The 14,586-nt window shown below is 61.2% G+C and carries 12 protein-coding genes; 6 read left to right on the top strand and 6 right to left on the bottom strand.

Annotated features, from left to right (window positions below):
• Nucleotides 1-30: 30 nt before the first annotated feature.
• The 5 genes from AB4O22_RS06375 to AB4O22_RS06355 all read left to right on the top strand — a co-directional run bounded on the left by AB4O22_RS06375 (nucleotide 31) and on the right by AB4O22_RS06355 (nucleotide 5,677).
• The gene (locus tag AB4O22_RS06375; RefSeq protein ID WP_460097794.1) at nucleotides 31-1,980 is read left to right on the top strand and encodes a hypothetical protein; all 1,950 of its coding nucleotides are present in this window, start codon (nucleotides 31-33) and stop codon (nucleotides 1,978-1,980) included.
• Nucleotides 1,977-2,666 (top strand): GNAT family N-acetyltransferase, encoded by a 690-nt coding sequence (locus AB4O22_RS06370; protein WP_003203748.1) that lies wholly within the window; start codon nucleotides 1,977-1,979, stop codon nucleotides 2,664-2,666. The genes AB4O22_RS06375 and AB4O22_RS06370 overlap by 4 nt, the downstream gene beginning before the upstream one ends.
• Nucleotides 2,667-2,671: 5 nt before the next feature.
• Nucleotides 2,672-3,847 carry a GNAT family N-acetyltransferase gene (locus AB4O22_RS06365; RefSeq protein WP_003203750.1) on the top strand — a complete coding sequence of 392 codons (1,176 nt, stop codon included), beginning with the start codon at nucleotides 2,672-2,674 and terminating at the stop codon, nucleotides 3,845-3,847.
• Complete coding sequence (locus tag AB4O22_RS06360) at nucleotides 3,819-4,613, top strand: ChbG/HpnK family deacetylase (protein ID WP_003203752.1); 795 nt, start codon at nucleotides 3,819-3,821, stop codon at nucleotides 4,611-4,613. The genes AB4O22_RS06365 and AB4O22_RS06360 overlap by 29 nt, the downstream gene beginning before the upstream one ends.
• A gap of 125 nt (nucleotides 4,614-4,738) precedes the next feature.
• A complete protein-coding gene (locus AB4O22_RS06355) occupies nucleotides 4,739-5,677 on the top strand; it encodes an alpha/beta hydrolase (protein ID WP_003203753.1) in 939 nt (312 codons plus the stop codon).
• Nucleotides 5,678-5,995: 318 nt separating this feature from the next.
• On the opposite strand, the gene AB4O22_RS06350 is transcribed toward AB4O22_RS06355, so the two are convergent.
• Genes AB4O22_RS06350 through AB4O22_RS06325 form a run of 6 tightly spaced genes read right to left on the bottom strand, consistent with a single transcriptional unit; the run spans nucleotide 5,996 to nucleotide 11,947 of the window.
• Nucleotides 5,996-7,738 carry an ABC transporter substrate-binding protein gene (locus AB4O22_RS06350; RefSeq protein WP_003203755.1) on the bottom strand — a complete coding sequence of 581 codons (1,743 nt, stop codon included), beginning with the start codon at nucleotides 7,736-7,738 and terminating at the stop codon, nucleotides 5,996-5,998.
• Nucleotides 7,739-7,786: 48 nt separating this feature from the next.
• Complete coding sequence (locus AB4O22_RS06345) at nucleotides 7,787-8,059, bottom strand: DUF2160 domain-containing protein (protein ID WP_003203757.1); 273 nt, start codon at nucleotides 8,057-8,059, stop codon at nucleotides 7,787-7,789.
• Nucleotides 8,060-8,069: 10 nt separating this feature from the next.
• Nucleotides 8,070-8,870 carry a carbohydrate ABC transporter permease gene (locus AB4O22_RS06340; RefSeq protein WP_003203759.1) on the bottom strand — a complete coding sequence of 267 codons (801 nt, stop codon included), beginning with the start codon at nucleotides 8,868-8,870 and terminating at the stop codon, nucleotides 8,070-8,072.
• Between the two features lie 10 nt (nucleotides 8,871-8,880).
• Nucleotides 8,881-9,747: a carbohydrate ABC transporter permease gene (locus tag AB4O22_RS06335; protein ID WP_003179834.1), complete on the bottom strand. Its 867-nt coding sequence runs from the start codon at nucleotides 9,745-9,747 to the stop codon at nucleotides 8,881-8,883.
• Entirely contained in the window at nucleotides 9,744-10,853 is a 1,110-nt protein-coding gene (locus AB4O22_RS06330) for an ABC transporter ATP-binding protein (RefSeq protein WP_223471376.1), read from the bottom strand. The genes AB4O22_RS06335 and AB4O22_RS06330 overlap by 4 nt, the downstream gene beginning before the upstream one ends.
• Complete coding sequence (locus tag AB4O22_RS06325) at nucleotides 10,853-11,947, bottom strand: ABC transporter ATP-binding protein (protein WP_003203764.1); 1,095 nt, start codon at nucleotides 11,945-11,947, stop codon at nucleotides 10,853-10,855. Before AB4O22_RS06325 ends, AB4O22_RS06330 begins: the two co-directional genes overlap by 1 nt.
• Before the next feature lie 420 nt (nucleotides 11,948-12,367).
• Here AB4O22_RS06325 and AB4O22_RS06320 point away from each other — a divergent pair, with 420 nt between their 5' ends.
• Nucleotides 12,368-14,218, top strand: coding sequence for a sigma-54-dependent Fis family transcriptional regulator (locus tag AB4O22_RS06320; protein ID WP_223471375.1), 1,851 nt, complete (start codon nucleotides 12,368-12,370; stop codon nucleotides 14,216-14,218).
• Nucleotides 14,219-14,586: the final 368 nt, after the last annotated feature.

Below are 14,586 nucleotides of genomic sequence, written 5' to 3'. Positions count from 1 at the left end.
GCGATGGCGGTTTGGCAGCGTTGGTGGAAAATGGCTGCTGGCCTGTGCCTCTGGAGCCTGGCCTTCTTGGCCCAGGGCGCGGCGATGCAATGGACCGGCATCCGCGACGGCAGCCTGTACCTGCAGACCGACCGCCCGGATTACGTGACCGTGCGCTGGGTCCCGGCCTGGCAGGCCAACGCCAATTCAGAACACCTGTACCTGCTCAACGGCCAGGGGCGCCTGGTGGGTGAGCGCTTGATCAAGGCGACCCAGGAACGTGGCGAGCAGCAGTGGCCCTTGCTGCCGGGAGCCGCCAGTTATCGACTGGAAATTCCCGGCTACAGTTTCCGCCGCTACACCGTCGAGCACGACGCCCGTACCCAAGCGATGTTCGCCCCGGCCAAGGTGCATTTCAGCGCTGAAACCCATGACGGCGATGAGTTGTACTTCAAGGTCGCCCCCGGTGAACAAGCCGTGCTGGCAGGCAAGTTCCACGGCGGTGTGCGCAGCCTGCAAGCCCGGCGCGTGACCGATGGCAAACAGGTGCAGCTGAACCTCAAGCCATACCCGGCCTATTGGCAGTTCGATCAGGTCGCCCTGCCCGTTGCCAACGTCGAGCAAACCTGGCGTTTGCAGTTGCAGGGCAACGGCAAGGCAGCGTTCTGGCTGGACGGCACGGCGAACCTGTTCGCCCAGACCGCTGAGCACCTGCAGCCGCTGCGCCAGGACCCGGGGCAGGCTCACCTGAAACTCTATGGCGACGTCCTGGGAACAACCCCGAAACTGGGCATTTCCCTGCCCTACGCCATGCCCCCGCCCTCTGCCTACCCGGTAATCGATACCCTCAAGCCCCAGGCCGCCACTTATTACAGTTTTGTCGACGTCACCGCTGCCAAGCCGGACCACGAAGATAGGTTCCGGCGCCTGTACCAGGACCGCTTCGGCATTACCCGGGACATCACCCTGCTGGCCGGTAGCGCACGCAAGGCCGACCTGCAGGCCGATCGCGTCAGCACCAGCGGCTTGCAGGCCTGGCTCAAGTCGACTCGCGCCATGGACGGCAAAGGCCTCCACTACCTCAGTTTCGCCGATGAGCCGAACCTCAACTACCCGGACTTCGCCAGCTTCCAGCAGGTGTTCAAGAGCATGGCCAGCCAGGTTCGCGCCGACCCCGCCAACACCCGCGCCGGGGTGCGCATTGCCATACCGGCCAGCTCCCGGTTCACCAATGGTCCCCTGGCGGAAAACGCCGCTGATCGACGCGGGATCGACTGGGCGCGACGCTTGCTGGCCGAGTCCAGTGACCAGATCGACGCCCTGGCCTGGCACGAATGGATGATCCGCGACCTGCTGGCGACCCGGGTCTATCGCAACAGCGTGCGCCGCGCCGCCGACCTGGTGGGCCTGGACAGTAACGGCCGGCCGCGCAAGGCCTTGTTGCTGGATCAGACCAACATGTCCAGCGGCTCGAGCCTGAGCCCCTACGACCAGGAAACCCATTACGCCGCCCTGTGGTGGACGTCCGTGGTGATCAATGCCTCGGCGGACGGTTGGCTGGACATGCTCAACTGGTTCCAGTCCGCCGACGAACCGGAGTACCCAAAAGGCATGGTGCGAGTGCTGGACAACCAGCGCTTGGAACTCAAGCCGGTGGGGCTGGCCCAGCAATTCATCCAACAGCATTGGCTCGAACAGGTGTTGCGCCTGGACAACGACGCCTTTGAAGTCGACGTGCTGGCCATGGCCACCGACGCAAGACGCGGCCTGCTGGGCGTGAACAAAAGCACCCGCCCGCAACAGGTCAGCCTGGACGGCGTGCCCTGCCCCCAGGCGAAAGCCGAGCTGGTGTATTTCGGCCCCGACAACCATAGCCTCAGCGCCCCGTTCAACTGCGACGCCGGGCAGATCCGCTTTCTCCTGCCAGGAGAAACCCTGTTTGCCCTGAGCTGGACCGCTCCCGTTTCCCCCCAACCCGCCACCCGTCAGGAGGCACCATGAACGTTCTGCAGAAATTGCGTGACCGCATTCAGAAAAAAGGCCTGCGCGCCGTCTTCAAACAGCTGCTCAGACGCTACGTGTTTCTCCACTCGAAACTGGTGTGGCTGGAACACGATGTGCGCACTCCACTGCCCCCGCATAACCTCAAGGCCTACCCGCCGATGCGCCTGGAGTTCATCACGGTCAGCAATGCCGACGCTTTTGCCCGGTATTTCGGCGACCGCGTCAAAACCATGCGCGAACTGGCCGCCGAAGGCTACACAGGCTTGATGTACCTGGATGATCAAGGCGACACAGTGGGGTTCGCCTGGGGCAGTACGCGAGACTATTTCGACCGCCATTTCTACCAATGCAACTTCCCGATCAAGCCTGGCGAGTACTTTCAGTTCGGTGGCGAGGCGATTCGTAAATACTGGGGCTCCAGTATATCGGCGGACATGCAGCTGGAGATGTGGAAAGTCATGGCGGACAAAGGTTGCAGCACGATGGTCGATGTCTGCGACTTGCAAAACATCCCGGCGATCAAGATGCACCTGCGCATGGGCTTCCAGGAGCGCGGCAAGATCACCCACATGTATCGACTGTTCGGTCGCTGGCGTTTTTTCCACGACACGCTTTACAACGGCTCGGCATTGGACGCCTTTCGTAAACCGGCCCAGCCGGTTGCTTCGACTGCGGCGGCCTGACCCCCATGGCGATCCGGTTCCAATGGTGTCGCTCCCTGGGCGCCGAGGACTTTCCCATGACAGCTTATGAACAGCTGCGAACCCAGGTGCCCGACGCTACGCCCTTCAACACCCTGGCTTGGCTGCAAGCGGCGGAATTCGCCCTGCTGCCGGACCAGCAGCTGCACGTGTTGCTGGGCTGGCAAGACCAGACACTGTGCCTGTGCCTGCCCTTGGTATCGGGGCGTGAGCGTATCGGCGGGCTGCGGTTCCGGGTGTTGCGTCACTTGGGTTATCCATTGGCCGACCGCATCGCCTTGATGGTGCGCCTGGACGCCGAAGGCATGGGGCAGGCGCTGACGCAGATCCGTCAGCACTTGCCCCACGCACTGCTGCAATTGAATGAAGTGATCGAGCCGGTCGGTGAGCAAAGCGTCCTCAGCGCCTGGATGGCGCTGAGTTCCACCGGAGAGCGCCGCCTGAGTTGCCGGGTGCCAGTGCATTTGATCAGCGACAATGACCATCAGGAAATCTCTGGCGACCCACGCTACAAGTTGCGCCGGGCCCGCAAGCGGATCGCTGCCTGCGGTGCCGAGATCCTCCGGGTGAAACCGGACGCCATCAGCATGGGCCAGCTGTTGCGGACCCTCGCCGATGTCGAGGCGGCCAGTTGGAAAGGCGAGGAAGGCGTCGGCATCTTCGCCGACCCCGGGCGCCGGCAATGGATGAACCTCGCCTTCACCGCCCTCGCCGCCCAAGGCCTGGTGCGGGTGGTGATGCTGGAGCTGAACGGCGAATGCATCAGCTATCGCCTCGGCCTGCTGGACCAGGGGCGGCTGTACGACTACAACCTGGCGTTCCTGCCGCAGCATGCCGACCTGGGCAGCGGCCGGGTGTTGCTCGAGGAGTGGATTCGCTGGGGGCTGGACGAAAACTGGCGCTGGATCGACGCATCACGGGTCAGCCTGGAGAACTCCAGCCATCAGTTACACGAACGCATGACCGGCCAACTGGAACACTGGCGCTGGAGTTTCTATTCATGGCAGCCCGGTGGTTTGCTTCTGGGATTTGCCTTGCGACTCTGGAAAAGCTTGAAGCCATGGTTTGGCAAACGCCGAAGCAAACCGACCGCGACGACGGCATCGTCCCCCCCTAAAAACCAGGAGAAGACAGATGCCGCGTCAAGTGATCGTCAACGCTGACGACTTCGGGCTCAGCCTCAGTGAGAACGCGCTGATCCTGCGGGCCTTCGAGACCGGCGTGATCAGTTCGGCCACGGCCATGGCCAACATGCCGGGTTTCGAGCAGGCGTGTGAAATGGCCCGGCAACCGCTGCTCAACGGCCACGTTGGCCTGCATTTCAACCTCAGCTACGGCCCGCCGCTGGGCCAGGCGATCACCTCGCGCCCGGTTTTTTGCGACGCCAATGGCCAGTTCGACCTGAACCTGTCGCGTTATTGCCTGCGCCTGGGTTCAAAGGATCTGGCGGCAGTGGAAGATGAACTGCAGGCGCAATGGCAACACTGCCTGGACCGCGGCCTGCGTCCCAGCCATCTCGACTCCCATCAACATGTGCACAACATCTGGCCCATCGGCGAACTGGTGGCCCGCTTCGCCGCCAGGCAAGGCGTGCCCATGCGCCTGGCGCGCAACCTGGGGGCGAACTTGACCCCGCCCAAGCGTATCTTCAAAACCCTGTTCAACCGGCGCATTCGCAGCCTGTGCGGTGCGACAGCGGACTACGTTTGCACCCCGGCCGACCTGGACTACGCCGCGCCACCGGCATATGGCTCGCTTGAGGTCATCGTGCATCCGATGCAACTGGACGAGGATTTTGGCGATGCCAGCCTGAGGCCAGGCGAGTCGTTGACCCAAGTACTGAACAAGCGCCTGGCGGGCGTGCCCAAGGTCGCGTACGGCCGGACCGCGCAGGTATTGACGCTGGTTGAGTATGGGGATGTGCACTGACAGGGACGCGGTGTATACCTGTGGCGAGGGCGTTTGCTACCTCGCCACGACCGTCCGAAATCCCTGCGCCGCTTTCGGAGAATCTGCTACAAGGCATCTTCAGTTTCGAGTAGCGAATTGCGTCGATGCCTTTACCTTTATTCTCTCGCCTTCGGCGGCGCTGGCTGGCCTTCCTTGTCATGAGCGCAATGGTGGTCGGGCTGCCGGTGGGCTGTGCAGTGCTGCAGCATAAGGAACGCGAGCTGGTCTTTCGCATCGAGCCGGGGACCGCGAGCTGGTTCAGTGGGCTTCCCAGCGGCGTGCAGGAATTCGATCTCAAGCCCAAGAGCTTCAAGGCCGGGGAAAATATCCACGGTTGGTGGTGGCCGGCCGAACGCAAGAATGCGCCGGCCATCCTGTACTTGCACGGTGTGCGTTGGAATTTGACCGGCCAGTTGTTTCGTATCCAGCAACTGAGGGCGCTGGGCTATTCGGTGCTGGCTATCGATTACCGTGGCTTTGGCAAAAGCCATGGGGATCTGCCGTCGGAAGCCAGCGTCTATGAAGATGCGCGCATCGCCTGGGAGCGTCTCAAGGTACTGCAACCGGACCCGGCCCTGCGACTGATCTACGGTCATTCTCTGGGCGGTGCCGTCGCGGTGGATCTCGCTGCGCAGTTGGGCCAGGAGGCCGCGAAGAATGGCGCTGCCCAGGTCCGAGGCCTGGTCATCGAATCCACGTTCACCTCCCTGGGCGATGTCGCCACCGCGATGGCGAATACGTCCCTGCCGGTGCGCTGGTTGTTGTCGCAGAAATTCGACTCCATCGACAAAATCGGCGAGATCAACATGCCGCTGCTGGTGGTGCATGGCTCTGCCGATCGCTACGTACCACCGCGCTTCAGCGAGCAACTGTTCAACGCCGCCCGGGAGCCCAAGCGCCTGCTGCTGGTGCCGGGGGCGACGCATAACAACAGCATGAGCCTGGCGGGCAAAAACTACCGGCAAGCGCTGGACACGTTGATGAAAAACAAGCCATCGCCCATGGCCGAACGCCCCCAGGTAAGCTCGGCCAAGGCCGGCTAACGCACAGGTCCCCGGCTGACACCCAATACCTTCATTGACTGTCACACCGCTATCGCGAGCAAGCTTTGCTCCCACAGATCGCCCTCCACACAGTTCTTTGGTTGTTTACAGGATCAGTGCTCACTGCCGATACCTGTGGGAGCCGAGCTTGCTCGCGATAGCGGTGGGTCTGCTTGCATCAATGCTGAATGTGCCACCGCCTTCGCGAGCAAGGGATTTGTGGTGTACGCGAGGTCTGTGAGCGACGCGGAAAAACTGTGCAAGCGCACGCAAAAAAAACGGCACCTTTCGGTGCCGTTCGCTTTCACGCTTGGGGCTTTACTTGCGTGCTGCCTCCCACGATTTCAACAGCTCGGTGTAGCTCACGGTTTCACCTTTAGGCTTCTCGTTCGCCAGTTTCGGCTTCGGTGCACCCGGTTGGTCGAACCAGTATTGCGCGTCGCGCTCGGGGTTCATTTTCGGGGCGCAGGTGGCTTGGGCCTTGGAGCGTTCCAGGCGCGTCATGATCGCATCCTGGTCCTTGGCCAAGCCATCGAGGGCCTGCTGCGGGGTCTTCTCGCCGCTGGCGGCTTCGGCGATGTGGCTCCACCACAGTTGCGCCAGGCGCGGATAGTCCGGCACGTTGGTCCCGGTCGGGGTCCATTGCACGCGGGCCGGGCTGCGGTAGAACTCCACCAGGCCACCGAGTTTCGGCGCCAGGTCGGTCATCGCCTGGGAGTTGATGTCCGACTCACGAATCGGCGTCAGGCCAACGATGGTCTTCTTCAGCGACACGGTCTTGGACGTCACGAACTGCGCATAGAGCCAGGCCGCGAGTTTCTGTTTCTCAGGCGTGGACTTCATGAATGTCCAGGAACCCACGTCCTGATACCCCAGCTTCATGCCCTGCTCCCAATACGGACCACGTGGCGAAGGTGCCATGCGCCATTTCGGCGTGCCATCGGCGTTCACCACCGGCAGGCCCGGCTTGGTCATGTCGGCGGTAAACGCGGTGTACCAGAAAATCTGCTGGGCGATGTTGCCTTGGGACGGTACCGGGCCGGATTCGGAGAAGGTCATGCCCGCCGCTTCCGGCGGCGCGTACTTCTTCAACCAGTCCACGTACTTGGTGGTGGCGAACACCGCTGCAGGGCCGTTGGTATCGCCGCCACGGGTGACGCTGGAGCCGACCGGATGGCAGTCTTCGACGCGAATACCCCACTCGTCCACCGGCAGACCGTTGGGCAGGCCCTTGTCGCCGCCGCCAGCCATGGAGAACCAGGCATCGGTGAAGCGCCAGCCCAGGGAGGGGTCTTTCTTGCCGTAGTCCATGTGACCGTAGATACGCTTGCCGTCGATTTCCTTGACGTCTTCGGAGAAGAACTTGGCGATGTCTTCATAGGCCGACCAGTTCACTGGTACGCCCAGCTCGTAGCCGTATTTCTCCTTGAACTTGGCCTTCAGCTCCGGACGCTCGAACCAGTCGGCACGGAACCAGTACAAGTTGGCGAATTGCTGGTCGGGCAACTGATAGATCTTGCCGTCCGGCGCAGTGGTGAAGGAAATACCGATGAAGTCCTTGATGTCCAGGGTTGGCGAAGTGTAGGCCTTGCCTTCGTTGGCCATCAGGTCGGTGATCGATTCGGTCTTGCCGTAGCGAAAGTGCGTACCAATCAGGTCCGAATCGTTGACCCAGCCGTCATAGATATTCTTGTCCGACTGCATCACCGTCTGCATCTTCTCCACCACGTCGCCTTCTTGCAGCAGGTCGTGGGTCAACTGGATCCCGGTGATTTCGGTAAAGGCCTTGGCCAGTACCTTGGACTCGTATTCGTGAGTGGTGAGGGTTTCCGACACCACGTTGATCTTCATGCCGCGAAACGGCTCGGATGCCTTGATGAACCATTTGAGTTCTTCAAGCTGCTGGTCTTGCGTCAAGGTCGACGGTTTGAATTCACTGCCGATCCATTTTTTAGCGGCGTCTTCATAGGCGTCGGCCCAGGCCGCAGCACTCAGCCCGCTGAGTGCCAGCATGGCTGCCAATGAAACGCTATGTCGCAGCTTATTGTTTTTATTGAACATAGAGACCTCCTGTTTGGGTTTAAGAGCCTGATCGGCGAACCTTCGCGACTAGCCCCACCGCATCACTGCCAACAGCCACACCCAAGACAACGCGAACGCTATCCAGATGCTCCAGTCGGTGGCGCCGATTACCAGCAGGTGCAGGTAGGCGCTACCGAGAAGACCGATAAACAACCGATCGCCACGGGTCGTGGTAATCGGCAGGAAACCACGCCGAGGGATGCTCGGCGAACGCAACTCCCAGGTGGTCATGCCTGCCAGAAACAAGGCGATAACCCCGAAAAATACCGCCGTGGGGACGGTCCAATTCATCCATTCCATCATCGACTCCTCAGACTCGGCCCAGGGCGAAGCCCTTGGCCACGTGGTTGCGAACGAACCAGATCACCAGCATGCCCGGCAGGATGGTCAACACCCCCGCCGCCGCCAGCACGCCCCAGTCGATACCGGACGCCGACACCGTACGGGTCATGACCGCCGCGATCGGCTTGGCATTCACCGAGGTCAACGTCCGGGCCAGCAACAGCTCGACCCAGGAAAACATGAAGCAGAAGAATGCCGTGACACCGATGCCGGAGCCGATCAACGGAATGAATATCTTGGTGAAGAACTTGGGGAAACTGTAGCCGTCAATGTAGGCGGTCTCGTCAATTTCTTTCGGCACCCCGGACATGAACCCTTCGAGGATCCACACCGCCAGCGGCACGTTGAACAGGCAGTGGGCCAGGGCCACGGCGATATGGGTGTCGAACAACCCGATGGACGAATACAGCTGGAAGAACGGCAGCAGGAACACCGCCGGTGGGGCCATGCGGTTGGTCAGCAGCCAGAAGAACAGGTGCTTGTCCCCCAGGAACCGGTAACGGGAAAACGCATAGGCCGCCGGCAACGCGACGCATAGGGAAATCACCGTGTTCAGGCTCACGTAGTACAGCGAGTTGAGGTAACCGGTGTACCAGCTCGGGTCGGTGAAGATCACCTTGTAGTTGTGGAACGTGAAATCCTGCGGCCACAAAGTCAGGCTGCCAAGGATCTCGGTGTTGCTCTTGAACGACATGTTCAGCAGCCAGTAGATGGGCACCAGCAGGAACAGGATGTAGATCAGCAGGGGTATCAGCTTTCTCTTGCTCATCGTGCGGGCCTCAACGGTTGGCGTCGGAATGCGTCATGGCGGTGTAGAACAGCCAGGACACCAACAGAATGATCAGGAAGTACACCAGGGAAAACGCCGCCGCCGGGCCCAGGTCGAATTGGCCGATAGCCATCTGCGTCAGGGTCTGGCTGAGGAACGTGGTGGCGTTGCCCGGCCCGCCGCCAGTGAGTACGAACGGCTCGGTGTAGATCATGAAACTGTCCATGAAGCGCAGCATCACGGCGATCAGCAGCACACTCTTCATCTTCGGCAACTGGATGTGCCGGAACACCGCCCAGCTGGAAGCCCGGTCGATCCGCGCGGCCTGGTAGTACACGTCCGGAATCGCCCGCAGCCCCGAGTAGCACAACAGCGCTACCAACGAAGTCCAGTGCCAGACGTCCATCACCAACACGGTGACCCAGGCGTCCATGGTGTTGGCCGCATAGTTGTAGTTGATGCCCAGGCCATTGAGGGTGGAGCCCAGCAAGCCGATGTCGGCGCGGCCGAAAATCTGCCAGATGGTGCCTACCACGTTCCAGGGAATCAGCAGCGGGATCGCCAGGATGATCAACACCAGGGACGACCATTTGCCCTTGGTCGGCATGGTCAGGGCGATGGCGATGCCCAGGGGGATTTCGATCAGCAGCACGCACGCCGAGTAAATGAACTGGCGCAGCAGCGAATCGTGCAGCCGTGGATCGAGCAGCACCTGCTTGTACCAGTCGGCGCCGACGAAGTAGCGGCTGGACTGGTCGAAGATGTCCTGCACCGAATAGTTGACCACGGTCATCATCGGGATCACGGCACTGAAGGCCACCAGCAGGAACACCGGCAATACCAGCCACCAGGCCTTGTTGTTCTGCACCTTGTTCATGGCTGCACCTCACTCAACGGTTCCAGCAGGTATTCATCGGCATAGACCATCAGCCATTGGCCCGGAAAACTGATGTACGCGGTGCCTTCGGGCACAGGCTTGTCTTCGGCCAGGCGCACTTTCAGCGGTACGCCATCGAGGTTGAGGGTCAGGATCTTGTAGGTGCCCAGGTCTTCGACGTGGACCACGTCAGCGCGCATCGCATCGTCGTAAGGGCCGTCCCAGACATGCACGAACTCGGGACGGATACCGACCTTCAGGCTTTTGCCCTCGGCTTCGGCGACCCGACGTTGCAAGGTTTCGGACAAAGGCAAGTGCGTCGAGGCGAAACCGACGCCACCGGGCTGTGCCGTGACCTCGATCAGGTTCATCCCCGGGCTGCCGATGAAGTAGCCGACAAAGGTGTGGCTGGGGCGCTCGAACAAGTCCCGGGGCGTGCCGAATTGCACGATCTGGCCGCCGTACATCACGGCGATCTTGTCGGCGAACGTCGAGGCCTCCAACTGGTCGTGGGTGACGTAGACCATGGTGATGTTGAACTGCTCGTGGATCTGCTTGAGCTTGCGCCGCAGTTTCCATTTCAGGTGCGGGTCGATCACCGTCAGCGGCTCGTCGAACAGGATCGCCGACACATCGTCGCGCACCAGCCCGCGGCCCATGGAGACTTTCTGTTTTTCGTCGGCGGTGAGGTTGCGGGCCTTTTTATCCAACAGGTTCTGCAGGTCCAGGACCTCGGCGATTTCCTGCACCTTGGTGTGGATCCTCGCCTCGGCCATGCCCTGGTTGCGCAGCGGGAATGCCAGGTTGTCGAATACGGTCATGGTGTCGTACACCACCGGGAACTGGAACACCTGGGCAATGTTGCGCCGTTCCGGGGTCAGCTCGTTGACGATCTTGCTGTCGAACATCACCTGCCCTTCGGAAGGGCTGAGCAGTCCGGAAATGATGTTGAGCAACGTGGACTTGCCGCAGCCCGAAGGCCCGAGCAGTGCATAGGCGCCACCCTGCTCCCAGATGTGGTTCATCTCGCGGATCGCATAATCCTCGGGGCCCGCCGGCGTGCTGGTGTAGCTGTGGGCGAGGTTCTGCAAACGAATTTCGGCCATCAGGCAACCCTCGCGATACGCTGCCCTGGGGCTTGGACCAGCTTGCCCTGGGCGTCGAAGACAAACAGTTTATGGGTCGGAATGTAGATGCGAATCGGCGCATCCACGTCGTACTCATGCACCCCTGGCAAGTGCAACACCAGCAGGAAATGCTCGTTGCGCACGTGCAGGAAGGTCTCCGAGCCACTGATCTCGGCCACCTCGACGGTCACGGCCAGTTCGAGGTCGTCGTCGTTGCTCGGCACCAGGGAAATGTGGCTGGGGCGCACGCCAAAACGGAACTCACCCTCGCCCACCGGGCGCAGGTCGACGTTCAGCGGGAAGTGCACGAAATTGGCGAAGCTCACCTCGTTGCCGGCGATGCGTCCCGGCATGAGGTTGATCGGGGGTTCGGAGAACAATTCGGCGGCCAGCACGGTTTGCGGCTGGTGATACACAGAGGACGATTTGCCGCTCTGGATCACCCGGCCCTCATGCAGGATCGTGGTGGTGCCACCCAGGGCCAACGCCTCGTTGGGCTCGGTGGTGGCGTAGACGGCGATGGTGTGGCGGGCCTGGAACAATTCGCGCATTTCCTGGCGAAGCTCTTCACGCAGCTTGTAGTCCAGGTTCACCAGCGGCTCGTCGAACAGAATCAGCTCCGCGTCCTTGACCAAGGCCCGGGCCATGGCGGTGCGCTGCTGCTGGCCACCGGACAACTCCAGCGGATGACGCTGCAGGAATTTCTCGATGCGCAGCATCCTGGCGGTTTCCAGCACCTTGCTCTGGATCACCTCGTTGGACACACCGGCCTGGCGCAGCGGCGAGGCGATGTTTTCGAAAACGGTCATGGTCGGGTAGTTGATGAACTGCTGATAGACCATCGACACGTTGCGCAGCCGCACCGGGCGCTTGGTGACGTCGACGCCGTTCATCAGGATGCGGCCGCTGTCGGGCTTGTCCAGCCCGGCCATCAGGCGCATGAGGCTGGTCTTGCCGGACAATGTACGGCCCAGCAAAACGTTGAAGGATCCGGGTTCGAAACTCAGATTGGCATCGTCGATCCAGGTCTGGCCTTCGACGGTGCGACAGATGTGCTCAAGCTTTAATGACATGGCTCGGCCTTTTTATTATTGGAGTCAAGCGACCCGAGTTAGAAAGCGAAAGCCGTGCCAGAAATCACAACCCCTTGATCTGTTTAAAATTTCTATTTATCCGTAGGAAAAAGACGTTCGTTGATGAACACAAGTGAACAGCCATGAATGAACAACTGAACAACGCCTGGGTTGACAATGAACAATTTTGAACAACACTGAAAGAACGTTTTCGGCTAGCCTGGCCATGCCCTCTGTGGGAGCGAGCTTGCTCGCGATAGCGGTGTGTCAGCCACATCAATACTGCTGATCCACCGCTATCGCGAGCAAGCTCGCTCCCACAAGGGTTTGTGTATGAAGTGGTATTCAGGCCTGCCCCAGCACAAGGAGTCTGTGCGAGACTTGCCACAACAATAAAAACAGCTCCTGCGAGAGTGCCCCATGGCCGCACCTGCTCCAGCCTTGTCTCACGAGGCAATCATCCAGGCCTCCTGGTCCCGTTGCCGCGCCTTCGGCCTGAACCATCAAAGCGTGCCGGCCTTCGACCAGTTGCCCGCCCAAGGCATCGCCCAGTTGCTGGAGAGCCAGCATTCACTGGTGCAGACCACTCACCAGGAAGTCCTGCCGTACTACGAAAACATCCTGAGCAACTCCAACTGCCTGATCATGCTGGCCGACAACCAGGGCCAAGTGCTGACCTCCTGGGGCACCCAGCGCTTCATCGAACCGAAACTGGCCCATGGCTTCAGCGCCGGGGCGAGCTGGATGGAGCGCTGCACAGGCACCAACGCCATCGGCACCGCGCTGGCCTGCGAACAGGCGGTGCACATCGAGCACGATGAACACTTCCTCAAGGCCAATCGCTTCATGACCGGCTCCGCCGCGCCGATCTTCGATGCCGAGCGCAAGGTCATCGCCGTGCTGGACGTCTCCAGTGACAGCTACCTGCCGCCCTCCCATACCCTGGGCATGGTCAAGATGATGAGCCAGACCGTGGAGAACCGGCTGATCCTCAACCTGTTTCGCGGTGAACACTTCCAACTGACCTTCAACACCGGCCTGAACAATCTCGACAGCCAATGGGCCGGGCTGCTGATCTTCGATGAGAGCGGCCAGGTCCTGTCCGCCAACCGTCGGGCCGACAACCTGCTGGGCCTGAGCCTGTCGCGGGTCAGCATCGAAAGCCTGTTCAAGGTCTCGCTGCTGGAACTGCTGAACCAGCCCGACGGCCTGCCGTTCGCCCTGCAAGCGTCCGGCAGCAATCGTTTCCAGTGCTTGCTCAGGCGCCCGAGCCAGGTGTCGATCAAGGCTCGCGTGTTCACCGAGCCCGCGCCCACGCCGGCCTCGGCTCCTGCCTCCCATGTCATCAGCCTCAACACCCTGCACTTCGGTGACAGCCGCGTGGAGAAAGCCGTGCGCCAGGCCGAGCGCTTGCTGGAGAAGGACATTCCGCTGCTGATCCACGGCGAGACCGGCGTTGGCAAGGAAGTCTTCGTCAAAGCCCTGCACCAGGCCAGTTCGCGCTGCAAACAGCCGTTCATTGCCGTCAACTGCGCAGCGATCCCCGCCGAGTTGGTGGAATCGGAATTGTTCGGTTATGAAAAAGGCGCCTTCACCGGCGCCAATCAGAAAGGCAGCATCGGCCTGATCCGCAAGGCCGACCGGGGCACGCTGTTCCTCGACGAGATCGGCGATATGCCCCTGCCGACCCAGGCCCGGCTGCTGCGAGTCTTGCAGGAACGTTGCGTACAGCCGGTGGGCAGCGCGGAGCTGTTCCCGGTGGACATCCGCATCATCTCTGCCACCAACCGCTCGCTGCGTGAACAGGTGCAACTGGGGCGGTTTCGCGAAGACTTGTACTACCGCATCGGCGGCCTGACCCTGGAGCTGCCACCGCTGCGCGAACGCAGCGACAAACAGGCCCTGTTCAAACGCCTTTGGGAACACCACCGCGAACCGACCCAATGGGCCGGCCTGAGCCGCGAGGTACTGGACCTGTTCGAGCGCCATCCATGGCCGGGCAACCTGCGGCAGGTCAGCAGCGTGTTGCAAGTGGCCCTGGCGATGGCCGAGGAACAGCCGATCCGTCCGGAACATCTGCCCGACGACTTCTTTGTCGACCTTGAAATGGAGCCGGTGGAAACGCCTGAGCCGATGACGGTGGACCTGAACGATGCCGAGGACCTGAACCGTCAGTTGCAGGCCGTGGGCGGGAATATTTCACACCTGGCGCGACGGCTGGGAGTCAGCCGCAATACCCTGTACAAACGCTTGCGGCAACTGGAAAGCTGATACGAAACCTGTGGGAGTGGGCTGGCTCTTGTTGATTGAGTACATATCCGTTGCTGCGGTAACGGCAACTTAGGGTTCCGCCCTGACGGCGGGTCACTTTTGGAAAAGCCGGGAGCCGGACCAGCCAAAAGAAACCAAAAACGCTTTGCCCCACCACTTGGTGCCTCGCTTAGGCTCGGCATGCCCGAGATCAACGTCCACTGCGAGGCGGCCTAACAGCCGGCCTGACTCTCCCAGTTGTACACCCGTCAGATCTGTGGGAGCAAAGCTTGCTCGCGAGGCGGCCTTGCGGCCGGCCTGGCTCTCCCGGTCATACTCGCTCCCACAGGGGATTTGTGCTGAGTGTGATACCCGAGAACAACTCGGAA

Source organism: Pseudomonas sp. S3_B11 (genome assembly GCF_054667715.1).
This window is presented reverse-complemented; position numbering and strand designations above follow the sequence as displayed.

What these genes read in the sequence shown, in the direction of transcription:
- AB4O22_RS06375 (WP_460097794.1), top strand. Translation starts at nt 31, where the DNA reads ATGGCTGCTGGCCTGTGCCTCTGGAGCCTGGCCTTCTTGGCCCAGGGC.
- AB4O22_RS06370 (WP_003203748.1), top strand. Translation starts at nt 1,977, where the DNA reads ATGAACGTTCTGCAGAAATTGCGTGACCGCATTCAGAAAAAAGGCCTG.
- AB4O22_RS06365 (WP_003203750.1), top strand. Translation starts at nt 2,672, where the DNA reads ATGGCGATCCGGTTCCAATGGTGTCGCTCCCTGGGCGCCGAGGACTTT.
- AB4O22_RS06360 (WP_003203752.1), top strand. Translation starts at nt 3,819, where the DNA reads ATGCCGCGTCAAGTGATCGTCAACGCTGACGACTTCGGGCTCAGCCTC.
- AB4O22_RS06355 (WP_003203753.1), top strand. Translation starts at nt 4,739, where the DNA reads ATGCCTTTACCTTTATTCTCTCGCCTTCGGCGGCGCTGGCTGGCCTTC.
- AB4O22_RS06350 (WP_003203755.1), bottom strand. Translation starts at nt 7,738, where the DNA reads ATGTTCAATAAAAACAATAAGCTGCGACATAGCGTTTCATTGGCAGCC.
- AB4O22_RS06345 (WP_003203757.1), bottom strand. Translation starts at nt 8,059, where the DNA reads ATGGAATGGATGAATTGGACCGTCCCCACGGCGGTATTTTTCGGGGTT.
- AB4O22_RS06340 (WP_003203759.1), bottom strand. Translation starts at nt 8,870, where the DNA reads ATGAGCAAGAGAAAGCTGATACCCCTGCTGATCTACATCCTGTTCCTG.
- AB4O22_RS06335 (WP_003179834.1), bottom strand. Translation starts at nt 9,747, where the DNA reads ATGAACAAGGTGCAGAACAACAAGGCCTGGTGGCTGGTATTGCCGGTG.
- AB4O22_RS06330 (WP_223471376.1), bottom strand. Translation starts at nt 10,853, where the DNA reads ATGGCCGAAATTCGTTTGCAGAACCTCGCCCACAGCTACACCAGCACG.
- AB4O22_RS06325 (WP_003203764.1), bottom strand. Translation starts at nt 11,947, where the DNA reads ATGTCATTAAAGCTTGAGCACATCTGTCGCACCGTCGAAGGCCAGACC.
- AB4O22_RS06320 (WP_223471375.1), top strand. Translation starts at nt 12,368, where the DNA reads ATGGCCGCACCTGCTCCAGCCTTGTCTCACGAGGCAATCATCCAGGCC.